We start from the raw sequence: 14,315 nt of genomic DNA on the forward strand, positions 1-14,315 counted from the left end.
TATGGTACCAAAAATTGCGTCTAAATGAAGAATGAAATATTGTATATTGAATTAAAAACAGGATTTTCTCATAATGGTCCTGCTTGGATTGGATTTGCTGAATTTTCTAAATCAGGACAAACTGTTTATTTTGACAATAAAGCGCTAAAAAAATTTAAAACGCCAGGAATTTCTTCAAATTACTATGACATTTAAAATGGAGATGAATATTGGATTTCAGGCGTTAAAAAAAATGGGCTTGACAGACATAAATTCGGTCAAGGAAAAATAATGCTTGATGAAAATGCTTTTGAAGAATATATGAAAATTATTGATGAAAAAACTGTTGATAATAAAAAGTATGAAATTGTAAAAATAGAAGATACTGATAAAAAAAGATTTGTAGATATAGAAAACACAAAAGTTACTATTGAGGAATCAAATTCCTATTATCGCAATAACTATAACAAACTGAAAAACAGAAGATAGTATAATGTTTGTAAAATGCAGGGCTTAAAACTATAATAGAACTTCGTGAAGCATTCATTATCACCTGCTTTTCCACTTCACATTTTTTCAATTTAGTTTGTCGACCTTAATTTGCAAGATTCTTTTGGTCCTTTTGTGGTTAAAAAATCCTTATGGCGGCGACTATTACCGAAACGGCGCCTCCAAAAAATCATTCAGCGGTTGGATGGATTTGTAGATGTTGGCAAAATTCTTCACCGCTTTCTCGTTGGTAAGGTCGCTGTCTGAAATCGGGTGGATTACGACAAAGCTCTTCAGTTTAAGGTATTCCGCCATAGGATCGTCTTTTTCAAAACCTTGTGGAACTTTCTGCAATTTGTTTTCGACACTCAACCCACGGAAATTATTTCTGAAATCATCTTTTTCAATAATCTTTAGAAACGCTTTTCCGTTCATCGAAATTTCTTTTCGGATTTCCTTTAACACGGAACTTTCAGGTTGGTAAACTCCTCCCGCCAAAAAAGATTTTCCTGGCTCAATATGAAGGTAATATCCTGCAATTCGATTTCCTTTTCCCATTCCTAAACCTGCGCCGAAATTGGTTTTGTAGGGCGATTTGTCTTTAGAAAAACGGGTGTCACGGTAAATTCGGAACAGTGCTTTTTTCGCGTCGATTTTCCCGATTTCTTCATCAAATAAGGCGATTTCGTCAATAAGCTCATCAACGAACTGGATGACGTTTTCGCGTGCAGCGGTGTATTGATGCTTATTTTCGTTGAACCACTCGCGGTTGTTGTTTTTCAATAAATCTTTGAGAAATTTTAAAGTGGAGTTTTCTATTTTGTGATTCATAATTTTTATTGTGATATAATTGTGTTTCAATCGGGCATTTGTCATGCTGAGGTTCTCGAAGCATTTTCAAATACTGATTTTCCAAAACAATTTATTGTAACATATTCTTTGGGAGTTTCCAAATGGAGCTTTCAAATTTTGGAATCCAAGGCTTTTGTTCGTGCTATAATTGTGTTTCAATCGGGCATTTGTCATGCTGAGGTTCTCTAAGCATTTTCAAATACTGATTTTCCAAAACAATTTATTGTAACATATTCTTTGGGAGTTTCCAAATGGAGCTTTCAATTTTGGAATCCAAGGTTTTTGTTCGTGCTATAATTGTGTTTCAATCGGGCATTTGTTATGCTGAGGTTCTCGAAGCATTAATAATACTAAATTTCCAAAACAATTTAACGATTTGGATTTTTTCGTTTCGATAAATTAGGAAGTTTTTCCCATTCCCCGTTTATTACTGCTTCTTTCTTTTTTCGACTCCATCCTTTCAGTTGTTTCTCGAATGCGATTGCTTGATGGACGTCATTAAATTCAGTAAAAAATACCAATTCGACTGGCCTTCTTAGAAAGGTGTACGATTTAGGATCATAACCTTCCTGATGCTCTCTTAATCTCACATCAATATCGCTTGTAATTCCTGTGTAATAGGAATTATCTGTACATAGCAATATGTAAACGAAATATTTTTTCATGATTTGTTTTTCAAAATTAGAAAATTCTATTGGAATAAACTTCGTTTATGCGGTAGTTTTCATCCTTCCCTTCGACAAGCTCAGGATAAACTTCACCTCAGGATGACAAGATTTCTGTTACTGATTTAAGTTTTAATTAAAATTAGAATTGATATTTTCCCCATTTAACAAAATATTAATAAAACCCATTAAATTTTATCAAAAATAAAAAGCGTATCTTTGCCGCCGAATTATAGACGATCATTTACATGAATTTATTTACGGAGACCAACCTAAGTCCTGAATTATTGAAGGCAGTTGGCGAACTGGGCTTTGTGAGCCCAACAGAAATCCAAAAACAGACTATTCCTTTTATCTCTTCAGATATTCGCGATCTCATCGCACTTGCGCAAACAGGAACAGGCAAAACAGCAGCATTTTCGCTTCCGATTTTGGATATGATTGACGACGGGAGTCGCAAAATCCAATTATTGGTGCTGTGTCCTACAAGAGAACTTTGTTTGCAGATTACCAAAGACATTAAAAATTACTCGAAATACCTACCCAACATCAAGACCACTGCGGTTTATGGTGGAAGCAGCATTATGGAGCAAATCCGCTCGCTGCGCGAGAAACCACAGATTATCGTGGGAACTCCGGGAAGGGTAATCGACCTGATCAACAGAAAAGCGCTCGACTTTTCCGAAATCCACTGGCTGGTTTTGGATGAGGCGGATGAAATGCTGTCAATGGGTTTCAAAGACGATCTGGAAACAATCTTGAGCGAAACTCCTGAAACAAAGCAGACTTTTTTATTCTCGGCGACGATGAATAAGGAGGTGGAAAGAATTTCTAAAAACTATTTGACTAAGCCGCACAGAATTTCTGTGGGTTCGATCAACGAGGTTAAGAAAAACATTACCCACGAGTATTATGTAGTTGGTTACCGACACAAAAAAGAGGCGCTGAAAAGGTTGATCGATGCGAATCCGAACCAATATTCCATCATTTTCTGCCGAACCAGAATGGAAACTCAGGAGATTGCAGATTTCCTGATGCAGAACGGTTATGCAGCAGATGCGCTTCACGGAGATCTTTCTCAGGCGCAACGTGACACGGTGATGAAGAAATTCCGTTTGAAAAATATCGACATTCTTGTAGCGACCGATGTTGCAGCGAGAGGTTTGGACGTGAATTCATTAACCCACGTTATCCACTACTCTTTACCAGATGATCCCGAAGTTTTCGTGCACCGAAGCGGAAGAACAGGAAGAGCAGGGAAGGACGGGATTTCGATGGCACTTATTAAACCAGAAGAATCCAGAAAGTTGAAGCAGATTAAATCTTCGACCAAGATTGAGATTTCTGAAAAGAAAATCCCAACAGGAACGGAAATTATCAAGGCGCAAGTAGGTGGAGTTTTCGAAAAATTATTAACGGAACACGCGGACTTCTTCGAGTTCGATGATCAACTGATTCCTGATTTGTCAGAATTCAGCAAAGAAGAGTTGGTACACAAACTTCTGCAATTCCAGCTGAGAGATTTGGCGCTTTACTATAAAGACAAAAATGATTTGGCGGAACAGAAATTCAGCGAAGACGGTAGAGAAAGCCGAAGAGAGAGAAGAGACCGAGAAAGAGACGGCAGAAGAGGCGACAGAAGAGACCGTGATGGCGGAAGAGACGGCGGAAGAGATTCCAGAAGGTCAAGAAAAAACAGCGAGGATATGGTGAGATTCTTCTTTAACCTTGGAAAAAGAGACCATCTGAAGAAAGTGGATATGCTCGACATTATCAATAAGGCGACAGCAAAATCAAAATCCAGAAAACGTCCGGATATCGGCGACATCGAAATTATGGAGAAATTCTCTTTCTTCGAAGTTGAAAAATCGTTTAAGGATGAGGTTTTGAGAGGTTTGCCCAACCTGAAATTCAAAGGAAAAGAGATGCGCGCAGAAGTTGCGAATTAATCTTTAGAAATATTAAAAATAGAAAAGTCAGTTCAGTTTTTTGAGCTGATTTTTTTTGCGAGAAACTGATATAACTCAATGTTAACAAAACTTAATATTGAAACAAATGTTATCGGGTGACTTTTTCGGAAATTTGCACCACTAATTTTATAAACATTTAAGTAATGGGAATCGGTAATATATTTAAAGCATTCCAGCCAAAAGACAAAGTATTTTTTGTGTTGTTTGAAAAAGTGGCGCAGTCATTAACCGCAATGTCAAAAGAGTTTCATGAAGGACTACTGGACTTCGATATGAACGACGACACGATGCTTAAGAATATGAGCGATTACGAGCATAAACTCGATGATCTGACCCATGAAATTTTTGTGCAGCTGGGCGAAAACTTTATCACTCCGTTTGACCGTGAAGACATCAATTATTTGGCGAGCGGGATGGACGATATTGCGGATTACCTTTACGCATCGGCAAAGTACATTTATCTTTACAAAACGCCGCTTGATCCTGCTTATACCGAATTTTCGCTGTTGATCCATAAGTCTTGTGTAGAGCTTGAAAACGCGATCAGCAACATGAAAGATTTCAAAAATCCAAAAGCGGTAAAAGAATCCTGCATCAAGATCAATTCCTATGAAAATATCGCGGACGATGTTTTGAGTCAGGCAACTGTGAAGCTTTTCGAAACCGGCGACGCGATCAACATCATCAAAGTGAAGTCGGTGCTGGAATACCTTGAAATTGTTACCGACAAGGCAGAAGATGTTGCCAACACTATCGAAAATATCGTTATTAAGTACGCTTAATCTGTTCTAATCTATCAATATCTCAGAAGAATGGATTTACCAGTTCTATTAATAGTCATCATCGTACTCGCCTTAATTTTTGACTACATCAACGGTTTTCACGATGCGGCGAACTCGATTGCCACCATCGTTTCAACCAAAGTTCTTACTCCTTTCCAGGCGGTGCTTTGGGCAGCAGTTTGGAATTTTGCCGCATTCTTTGTGGCAATGTATATCATCGGTGAATTCAAGATCGGAAACACGATCGCCAAAACCGTCAACGAAGAATTTATCAACCTCGAAGTTATTTTTTCGGGGCTTATTGCCGCCATTTTCTGGAACCTTTTAACTTGGTGGTTCGGTATTCCTTCGTCATCATCGCATACCCTGATCGGAGGTTTTCTTGGTGCTGCGTTAATGCATGCTTTTACACTGGATTATCATTCAGTTGCTGCCGCCAATCCCGGAATTTCCTTTGTTGAAAACTTCCAGCTCGCGCTCAAACAGCTATTTACGCAGAGCGTTGTGAAGTATGAAAAAGTGATTCCGATCTTCCTTTTCATCTTTTGCGCGCCGTTAATCGGTATGATTGTTTCCATCATAATCACGCTGATTATCGTGAATTTTGCCAAAAACAGCAATCCTCACAAAGCTGATGTGCAGTTCAAGAGATGGCAGCTTGTTTCTTCCGCATTGTTCAGTTTGGGACACGGTCTAAACGACGCACAGAAAGTAATGGGGATTATCGGAGCAGCCGTGATTTATTACCATGTTACTCTGATCGGAGGTAATGATCCGTATGCTTTGATGGATTCTGCAGAAAGATTCAAACACTTTACAACGGATTATATTTGGGTACCTTTCGTGTCTTTCCTTGCCATCGGTTTGGGAACGATGAGTGGTGGTTGGAAAATTGTGAAAACAATGGGAACCAGAATTACAAAGGTTACTCCACTCGAAGGAGTAAGTGCCGAAACAGCGGGAGCGATTACCCTGTTTCTTACCGATCACTTGGGAATTCCGGTTTCTACTACACATACCATTACAGGTTCGATTATCGGTGTGGGATTAACCAAGAGGATTTCGGCAGTTCGATGGGGTGTAACTGTAAGTTTGCTTTGGGCGTGGATTCTTACCATTCCGGTGAGTGCTCTAATTGCTGCTGCATCCTACTTGTTGGTTAATTTTGTATTTTAAAAGTATAACTTAAAAGAACTCAAAAACCATTTCTAAGGAAGTGGTTTTTTGTCTTTCAAGATTTAGCTTAAACCTTTTGTATCTCTGTATATCATTAATGAGCCATAACGCCTTTTTATAGCTTAATAACGGCATAATAATAAAATAGAATCTTTGTTTAACTTTGCGAGAAATCGTTCACAATTAGTAGATCATACAAATTAATGAACGCACTTGCAATGCTTTAAATCTCGCAAAGCAAGACAAAGACATCATCCTTCATTGCGTATATTCTTAAGACAAACAAGGGCGCTTTCGCTTAGCCAAGATAGACGATGTTTTTTCTGCTTTAGGTTTCTTTTTCAATAGAAGTGGCTTTTTTTGTCTTTCAAGATTTAGCTTAAAAATTATTAAAATCGTATTTTTGCCAAAAACAAGAGAATTTATGCAGTTTTTAGACGAGTACCAAAAAATCGTAGCCGACGCAATTGAAAAATATAAGTTCAAAGATAAGCCAAAAGAACTTTATGAACCGATGAACTATATTATTTCCCACGGTGGGAAACGGCTTCGACCAATTATGGTTTTAATGGCGAGCGATATGTTTGGAGGAGATATTAAAGCTGCGTTGAAACCTGCACTGGCGATTGAGTTTTTCCACAACTTCACGCTGATCCACGATGATATTATGGATGAGGCGCCTTTGAGAAGAAATAAGCCGACCATTCATACCCTGCACGGAATCAATGCGGGAATTCTTTCGGGTGATGCACTGCTTTTCAAGGCGTTCAAATTCTTCGAAGATTTGGAACCCAATCTTTTCAAAGCTTGTATGAGGGTTTTTTCACACACCGGACTTCTTCTTTGCGAAGGACAGCAATACGACATTAATTTCGAGACTAAAGGTGATGTGACTTTCAACGACTATATCCGGATGATTACCTACAAAACGGGAATCCTGAGTGCTTCTTCGTTTGAAATCGGAGCATTGATCGCAGGTGCCGAATTCAAGGATGCTAAAGCCATTTTCAATTTCGGTAAACATGTGGGAATCGCGTTCCAGATTATGGATGATTACCTCGACGTCTTCGGGAACCAGGAATCTTTTGGAAAAAAACATGCGGGCGACATTGTAGAAAACAAAAAAACCGTATTATATCTTCTCGCAAAAGAAAACGCCACAGAAGCTGAAAGAAAAGAACTGGATTTCTGGTATTCAAGAAAAACTGACAATGTCGATAAAATCTACAGTGTCGAGAAAATATTCCGCAGAACAAGAGTGGACGAAAAAACGCTTCTGCTGATCCAGAAACATAACGAAATCGCTCAGCATTACCTGAACAAAATTAATGTTCCCGACGAAAAGAAGAAACCGTTTGTTGAACTTGCCAATTATTTGTTGAGAAGAGAATCTTAAACGCATAAAATAACTGGAAAAATTCACGTCACTGTTCCCCTTCCTTGAAGGGGTGGCAAAAATTTGAAAAAATTTTTGACGGGGTAGTTTAAAAATAATGAAATTCCGCACCGAAGTACATATCGAAGACTCAGCAAGAAAAATCGGAGTTGAAGACAAAATCTTTTCAATCGGTTCCTGCTTTTCCACGGAGCTTTCTGATCTGCTGAAAATGGGGCAGCTGCAGACGCTGAACAATCCTTTTGGGACGGTCTTTAATCCTTTTTCGATCAACACGGCGATCAAGAAACTCCACGATTCCGAGTTTTATACGGAAGATGATTTGATTTCTTTTAATAATGAAGTCATTTCGCTCGACCATCACACCAGTTTTAATTCTCGATTTGCGCACCAAACTTTAGAGAAAATAAACACCAGCATTGAAGCTGGGAACCTTTTCTTACAGGAAACTAATTGGGTGGTAATTACTTACGGAACGAGTTTCATCCATGAGTTTATTCCCAGAAAAAAACTCGTCGCCAATTGCCATAAGATTCCCGGAAAGCACTTCGAAAAGCTGCTTTTGACGCAACAGGAACTCGAGGATTCCATTAATGAAACCATTGACAATCTGAACGACATCTGCAAAGAAAATGTGCAAATTCTGTTCACCGTTTCTCCTGTTCGCCACACCAAAGACGGAATCGTAGAAAATAATTTGAGCAAATCCAAACTGACTTCTGCGATCCACGAGGTTTTGCCGCGGTTTTCAAATTGTCACTATTTGCCGATTTTTGAAATCATGATGGACGATTTGCGCGATTACCGTTTCTACAAAGACGATATGATCCATCCGAATTCTCAGGCGGTAACCTACATTTTCGAGAAGTTCGGGAATTCTTTTTTCTCAGATGAAACGATGGATTTTGTGGAAGAAAATTTCAGCATTACCAAAGCACTTGAGCATAAGACCGATGACGAAAACAATCCAAAATATCTGGAATTTTGCGAGAATCTGAAGGGAAGAATTGCGTTACAGCAAACGAAAGTGAAACATTCGATTTTTGAAGATAAAAGGTAAAAGGCAAAAGAGACAAGAGAAAAGAGAAAAGAGAAAAGAATCTCTTAGTATGAGAATTCGTATTCTCGAGAGTTTTTTACGTTCCAAATTGCCGGAATTCACCTGATTTCAGGAAAACAGTCAAACGGGTTTTGCTGAAAAATAAAATGTACATCAGAAAAATTGGTATCTCAGATTTAGCGTTCCTTCAGAAAATCAGCATACAGACTTTTTCTGAAACCTTTTACGACATGAATTCCGCGGAGGATATGCAGAAATATCTTTCTGAAAACCTTAGTGAAAACCAGCTGAAATCCGAGCTTGAAAATCCTGATTCTCAATTCTTCTTCGTTGAATATGAACAGGTTGTTTTAGGATATTTGAAATTGAATTTGGGAAAAGCACAGACCGAAGACCTGGGAGATTCATCCATAGAAATCGAGCGAATTTACGTGTTGAAAGAATTCTTAGATTTGAAAATCGGACAACTCCTTTTCAATAAAGCAGTGGAAATCGCAAAAGAACGAAATGCAGAATTCATTTGGCTCGGCGTTTGGGAAGAGAACAAAAGAGCCATCAGATTTTATGAAAAGAACGGATTTGAAATATTTGGCAAACACGATTTCGTACTTGGTAACGATGTGCAGACCGATTTGCTAATGAAACTTAAACTATAAATACAACAAAGTCCCTCTCCTTTGGAGAGGGATTTAGGGAGAGGATTATGATTGACACCCACACTCACCTTTATTCTGAAGAATTCGACCACGACCGCGCCGAAATGATTCAGCGAGCCATCAGCAAGGGAATTACAAAATTCTACCTTCCAGCGATCGATTCGGAATACCACGAAAAAATGCTGGATTTGGAAAAACAATATCCGAACCAAATCTTTTCGATGATCGGACTTCATCCTTGCTACGTGAAACCCGAAACTTGGGAAAATGAACTAAGAATTGTGGAGGATTATCTCAGTGAAAGAAATTTTCCCGCGATTGGCGAAATCGGAATTGATCTGTATTGGGACAAAACCACGCTCGATATTCAGATTAAGGCGTTCGAAAAACAAATCGACTGGGCGATCGAAAAAGATTTGCCAATCGTGATTCACACCCGCGAAAGTTTCGACGAGGTTTTCAAGGTTTTGGAAAGAAAAAAACATCCGCAACTTCGTGGAATTTTCCACTGCTTTTCGGGGAATCTCGAACAGGCAAAGAGAGCAATTGACTTAAATTTTGTTCTCGGAATCGGTGGAGTAGTGACGTTTAAGAATGGGAAAATCGACCAGTTTCTGCACGAAATTCCTTTGGATAAAATCGTTTTGGAAACGGATTCCCCGTATCTCGCCCCGGTTCCGCACCGAGGGAAGCGAAACGAAAGTTCCTATCTGGATTTGGTGGTCGGCAAACTTGTCAACATTTACGGAAAAGATTTCTCTGAAATAGACCGGATCACGACAGAAAACGTGGAAAGAATCTTCGGTAAATAATTTTGCCACGAATGCACGAATATTCTTAACGTATTCAACAATAAGATTTTCTGCACGATCTCCCTCAAATTCTTGATAGAAAACGCAAAGGATTTCCTTTAATTATGCACTATTTTAAGGTTGCAAAGATTTCCCCGCAATTGCGAGTTGATGAAGCGCACGCTTAATCAGCGGAATTTTCCGCAATCTTTACTTAACTAAATGTGAATCTTAAAAGAGAATTTTTGCTATAAATTGCAAAAACAGTTACTATTTCTTTCTAAAGAAATTCTTATTCCTCACTTTCTTGAAACCGATTTCTTCCTTCGCTTTCGGCTGTGGTTTCGGTGTGAAAGGTTTGTTGTTGGAGTCCCGTTTCTGCACCACCAAATCGTCGGTGTGGAAAGGATGGTCTTTCTCTACAGGAATTTTCTTTCCGATCAGTTTCTCGGTATTTTTCAGGTTGATCAGGTCGAGACCGTCAACAAACGAAATCGATTTTCCTTCCGCACCTGCTCTTCCAGTTCTTCCGATTCGGTGAACGTAGGTTTCGGAAACATCGGAAAGCTCGAAATTCACCACATATTTCAGTTCGTCGATATCGATTCCTCTCGCTGCAATATCGGTCGCGACAAGGATTCTCGTTTTCCCTGACTTAAAGTTGTTCAGGGCGTTCTGTCTTTGGTTTTGTGATTTGTTGCCGTGGATTGCCTCTGCCGAAATTTTACTTTTCTGCAGTTTTCTCGCAATTTTATCTGCGCCGTGTTTAGTCCTTGCAAAAACCAGTACGGAATCGGAAATATCATTTTGCAGGATGTGTGTAAGCAAGTCGAGCTTGTTGTCTTTCTCCACGAAATAGACTTTCTGCTGTATTGTGTCTGCAGTTGCAGAAACAGGTGCAACTTCCACTCTCACAGGATTGGTGAGCATCGAATTCGCAAGGTCCTGGATTTCTTTCGGGAAAGTTGCCGAGAAAAACAGCGTCTGTCTTTTTGGCGGTAATAATTTCACAACGCGTTTTACATCGTGCACGAATCCCATGTCGAGCATACGGTCCGCCTCGTCAAGAACGAAGATTTCAAGGTTTTTTAAGCTGATGATTCCCTGCGAAATAAAGTCGAGCAGTCGACCGGGAGTTGCCACCAAAATATCGACTCCTTTTTTCAATGCGGCTTCCTGTGCTCCTTGTTTTACCCCTCCGAAAACTACGAGATTCCTCAATCTCAAATGTCGTCCGTAAGCATTGAAACTTTCTTCAATCTGAATGGCAAGTTCCCGAGTTGGCGTTAGAATAAGCGCTTTGATCTGGTTGTTTCTGATGTTTTTTTCGGTGAGGTTTTGCAGGATCGGAATGGCGAAAGCTGCCGTTTTTCCTGTTCCTGTTTGTGCGGTTCCGAGCAGGTCTCTTCCTTTAAGGATACTGGGAATTGCTTTTTCCTGAATCGGTGTCGGTTGGGTGTAACCTTCCTCCTGCAAAGCTTTTGCAATGGACTCTATTAAGTTTAAATCGGTAAAGTTCAAATGATAAAATTTTGGTTAATATGAAACTGTGTCATTCCTGAAGATGCAACGAAAAAATGGGAATCAACCCATTCCGAATGACGACGTTCCATAAAAAATCCTTCAATTGTGAAGGATTTTGTGCTGCAAAGATAATTCAAATATTTTTAACCTTTAATTGACCTTCGTCCATTTCTGGGTTTTTCTAAGATTTTCAATAAACTCGTAAAATTCCCGAAGTTTCTCGGTTCCGCTTTTTCCATAATCCTCGATATGTTTGGAGCTTCCATCCTTGAAAGTCACGATCAGGTGTGATGTTGGCAGATCGGTGATGTTTTTGTCGCCGTAATAGTTTTTCAGAGATTTCAGATTCAGTGAATCTAAAAAAGAATTTAGTTTGGCAAAACTTTCCTTATCGATGGTTGCCTTAAAAATTCCTTCCCGCGGTTTTGAGAAATCATCTTTTGAACTTCCGTCGGTGAATGTAAACCTTTCTGCATCGATGATCGCGGTTCGGTCGGGACTGATGGTGAGTTTAAACATCGGGCAAAACCCAAAACAAGCACCTGCTTCGTAAGTGATTTTCGAGTAGTTGGTTTGGTTCTGCGTCGAACAGGAGCTCAAAATGAGGGCAGCAAAAAGCGTGATTAGGATTTTCATAATGTTGTAATTAATGAAATCTTACCGACAAGAACCGTTCCGAAATTATTTGAAACGGTAACCTAAACCAACCTGAACAAAAGCAATTTTGTGATTGGGACCGCCTCCTTCATTGATCTTGATAAAGTTGAAATGATAACGTGCGTCAGCAAAAAGATGGTTGCTGAATTGATATTCAGTACCAATAAAAGGGAAAATGTTCAGCGTTTTGATATTTTCCATCTTTCCCGATTTATTTTCTAATGTTTCGGGATCGAATTCAAGATTAGGATTCAGATTAATGCCGAAATTCAGACCCGCAGATAAGGAGAAAGGAGTCGCGAAATAATATTTTGCCGAAAGTGGAATCTGCAGCTGTGGATAATGAAAGTAAAGTTTCTGCGTGCCAATGTTAACTATTTCATTACCAATGATTTTCTGCGCTTCATAAGTATCTTTGCCTCCAAGTTCAGTATAAAGCAATTCACCCTGCAAGGAGAATTTTTCAGAAATCTTGTGTTCCGCCAAACCTCCCAAGTAAAAATAGGATTTGTTTTGATTTTGATAACTTCCGATTTGATAACCTGATAAGTTGTAACCAGCTTTTACGCCAAATTCGGTTTGTGCGAAGGTTCCAACAGAAATCGCAACCGCAATAAGAGATAAGAATTTTTTCATTAAAGATCAAAATTAGAATTTGAAAGAAAAGTTAACCGTGAAGTTTTTTCCAGATGACATCTTTTAGTTCTGTCAATCCTTCGCCAGTAACTGCAGAGAAGAAAATGGGTTGTCTGTTTTCGGGGAATTCTCTGCTGATTTCTGTTTTCAGTTCGTCATCAAGGAGATCTGCTTTGGAAACGGAAATGATAAAGTCTTTATCTAAAAGTTCGGGATTATACTCCTGAAGTTCATTTTCCAGGATCTTGAATTCCTCGAAATGGTTTTGTGAATCGGCAGGAATGAGGAAAAGCAGAATTGAATTTCTTTCGATATGCCTTAAAAATCGGTGACCGAGACCTTTTCCTTCAGCTGCACCCTCGATGATTCCAGGAATATCCGCCATTACAAAAGATTTGTAGTTTCGGTAATCCACGATTCCCAAATTTGGGGTCAAAGTGGTGAAAGCGTAGTCCGCAATCTTAGGTTTCGCTGCAGAAACTGCCGCTAAAAGTGTAGATTTACCGGCATTCGGGAAACCGACCAAACCGACATCCGCCAAAAGTTTGAGTTCGAAAGTCACATAACCTTCCTCACCTGGAAGTCCTGGTTGTGCATATCGTGGCGTTTGGTTCGTTGCAGATTTGAAATGCTCATTTCCCAAACCGCCTTTTCCGCCGTGCATCAAAATGATTTCCTGCTGATCTTCGAGAATTTCACCGATGATTTCTCCATCCTCATTTTTGGCAATGGTTCCAATCGGCACGTCGATATATACATCCGCTCCGTAAGCTCCTGTCAATTGGTTTTTTCCACCGTTTTCACCACGTTCGGCTTTTACGTGACGTGTGTAGCGCAATGGAAGAAGTGTCCATTCGTGGGCATTTCCCCGCATAATGATATGACCGCCTCTTCCGCCGTCGCCGCCATCAGGACCGCCTTTCGGAATATATTTCTCACGGCGCAAATGTGCGGAACCAGCGCCACCGTGACCGCTTTTGCAGTGTATTTTTACGTAATCTACGAAATTGCTCATATTTTCTGGGCGATCTGCAGTCGGCGCTCTGCTTTCAGCGTTCAGATGCCGATTGCGGAATGCCGAAAGCAGATTGCATTATTTTTTTATTTTCTCAACCTCCGCGAAAAGTTTCTGCGAGATTTCTTCAATTTCACCGACGCCGTTTACTTCAACATATTTTCCTTGCTGTTTGTACAGTTCGGCTACTTCGGCTGTTTTCGCGTAATATTCTTTGATTCTGTTTCGGATAATTTCCTCATTGGAATCGTCGGTTCTGCCAGAAGTTTCACCTCTTTTCAGGAGACGCTGCACGAGAATTTCGTCTTCAACCACTAAGGAAAGACAAACGGAAATGTCCGAATCCAAAACCTCTTTCACAATATTTTCGAGTGCTTCGGTTTGGTTTGCGGTTCGCGGGTAACCGTCGAAAATGAATCCGTTGGTGTCGGTTGGTTTTTTCACTTCATCAGTCAGCATATCGGTCGTTACCTGATCGGGAACAAGTTCTCCCTTGTCGATATAGGATTTTGCGAGTTTCCCGAGTTCCGTATCATTTTTCATGTTGTAGCGGAACAGGTCGCCTGTCGAAATCTGTTTAAGGTTGAATTTTTCGATTAGGTTCTGCGCTTGAGTCCCTTTACCGCTTCCCGGAGGACCGAATAGTACAATGTTGATCATGGTTTGT

General features: G+C 39.7%; 16 protein-coding genes. 9 read left to right on the top strand and 7 right to left on the bottom strand.

Annotation, left to right across the window (positions count from 1 at the left end; translation table 11 throughout):
• The first annotated feature begins 24 nt into the window (after window positions 1-24).
• Window positions 25-195, top strand: coding sequence for a hypothetical protein (locus tag MTP09_RS04495; RefSeq protein ID WP_243550807.1), 171 nt, complete (start codon window positions 25-27; stop codon window positions 193-195).
• Between the two features lie 75 nt (window positions 196-270).
• Window positions 271-468 carry a hypothetical protein gene (locus MTP09_RS04500; protein ID WP_243550808.1) on the top strand — a complete coding sequence of 66 codons (198 nt, stop codon included), beginning with the start codon at window positions 271-273 and terminating at the stop codon, window positions 466-468.
• Between the two features lie 165 nt (window positions 469-633).
• Here MTP09_RS04500 and MTP09_RS04505 read toward each other — a convergent pair whose 3' ends face one another.
• Window positions 634-1,299, bottom strand: a complete 666-nt coding sequence (locus tag MTP09_RS04505) for a DUF2461 domain-containing protein (protein ID WP_243550809.1) — start codon at window positions 1,297-1,299, stop codon at window positions 634-636.
• A 389-nt stretch (window positions 1,300-1,688) separates the two neighbouring features.
• On the bottom strand, window positions 1,689-1,985 hold the full coding sequence (locus MTP09_RS04510) for a GIY-YIG nuclease family protein (RefSeq protein ID WP_243550810.1): 297 nt from the start codon (window positions 1,983-1,985) through the stop codon (window positions 1,689-1,691).
• 248 nt (window positions 1,986-2,233) lie between these two features.
• Here MTP09_RS04510 and MTP09_RS04515 point away from each other — a divergent pair, with 248 nt between their 5' ends.
• The 7 genes from MTP09_RS04515 (at window position 2,234) to MTP09_RS04545 (ending at window position 9,837) form a co-directional block, all read left to right on the top strand.
• A complete protein-coding gene (locus MTP09_RS04515; RefSeq protein ID WP_243550811.1) occupies window positions 2,234-3,934 on the top strand; it encodes a DEAD/DEAH box helicase in 1,701 nt (566 codons plus the stop codon).
• A 164-nt stretch (window positions 3,935-4,098) separates the two neighbouring features.
• The gene (locus MTP09_RS04520) at window positions 4,099-4,737 is read left to right on the top strand and encodes a DUF47 domain-containing protein (protein WP_243550812.1); all 639 of its coding nucleotides are present in this window, start codon (window positions 4,099-4,101) and stop codon (window positions 4,735-4,737) included.
• Window positions 4,738-4,767: 30 nt separating this feature from the next.
• A complete protein-coding gene (locus tag MTP09_RS04525) occupies window positions 4,768-5,913 on the top strand; it encodes an inorganic phosphate transporter (RefSeq protein ID WP_243550813.1) in 1,146 nt (381 codons plus the stop codon).
• A 424-nt stretch (window positions 5,914-6,337) separates the two neighbouring features.
• Window positions 6,338-7,309 carry a polyprenyl synthetase family protein gene (locus tag MTP09_RS04530; protein WP_243550814.1) on the top strand — a complete coding sequence of 324 codons (972 nt, stop codon included), beginning with the start codon at window positions 6,338-6,340 and terminating at the stop codon, window positions 7,307-7,309.
• A gap of 97 nt (window positions 7,310-7,406) precedes the next feature.
• On the top strand, window positions 7,407-8,369 hold the full coding sequence (locus MTP09_RS04535; protein WP_243550815.1) for a GSCFA domain-containing protein: 963 nt from the start codon (window positions 7,407-7,409) through the stop codon (window positions 8,367-8,369).
• A 146-nt stretch (window positions 8,370-8,515) separates the two neighbouring features.
• Entirely contained in the window at window positions 8,516-9,025 is a 510-nt protein-coding gene (locus MTP09_RS04540) for a GNAT family N-acetyltransferase (protein ID WP_243550816.1), read from the top strand.
• A 47-nt stretch (window positions 9,026-9,072) separates the two neighbouring features.
• Complete coding sequence (locus MTP09_RS04545; RefSeq protein ID WP_243550817.1) at window positions 9,073-9,837, top strand: TatD family hydrolase; 765 nt, start codon at window positions 9,073-9,075, stop codon at window positions 9,835-9,837.
• Between the two features lie 249 nt (window positions 9,838-10,086).
• Here the strand turns inward: MTP09_RS04545 and MTP09_RS04550 are convergent, their stop codons facing one another.
• The 5 genes from MTP09_RS04550 to MTP09_RS04570 form a co-directional block, all read right to left on the bottom strand.
• On the bottom strand, window positions 10,087-11,337 hold the full coding sequence (locus MTP09_RS04550; protein WP_243550818.1) for a DEAD/DEAH box helicase: 1,251 nt from the start codon (window positions 11,335-11,337) through the stop codon (window positions 10,087-10,089).
• A 153-nt stretch (window positions 11,338-11,490) separates the two neighbouring features.
• Window positions 11,491-11,976 carry a DUF6438 domain-containing protein gene (locus MTP09_RS04555; protein ID WP_243550819.1) on the bottom strand — a complete coding sequence of 162 codons (486 nt, stop codon included), beginning with the start codon at window positions 11,974-11,976 and terminating at the stop codon, window positions 11,491-11,493.
• Window positions 11,977-12,021: 45 nt separating this feature from the next.
• Window positions 12,022-12,633 (bottom strand): porin family protein, encoded by a 612-nt coding sequence (locus MTP09_RS04560; protein WP_243550820.1) that lies wholly within the window; start codon window positions 12,631-12,633, stop codon window positions 12,022-12,024.
• A 31-nt stretch (window positions 12,634-12,664) separates the two neighbouring features.
• Window positions 12,665-13,648, bottom strand: coding sequence for a GTPase ObgE (gene obgE / locus MTP09_RS04565; protein ID WP_243550821.1), 984 nt, complete (start codon window positions 13,646-13,648; stop codon window positions 12,665-12,667).
• 78 nt (window positions 13,649-13,726) lie between these two features.
• Window positions 13,727-14,308, bottom strand: coding sequence for an adenylate kinase (locus MTP09_RS04570; RefSeq protein WP_243550822.1), 582 nt, complete (start codon window positions 14,306-14,308; stop codon window positions 13,727-13,729).
• Window positions 14,309-14,315: the final 7 nt, after the last annotated feature.

The organism is Chryseobacterium suipulveris (genome assembly GCF_022811685.1).
Classification (GTDB): Bacteria; Bacteroidota; Bacteroidia; order Flavobacteriales; family Weeksellaceae; genus Kaistella; species Kaistella suipulveris.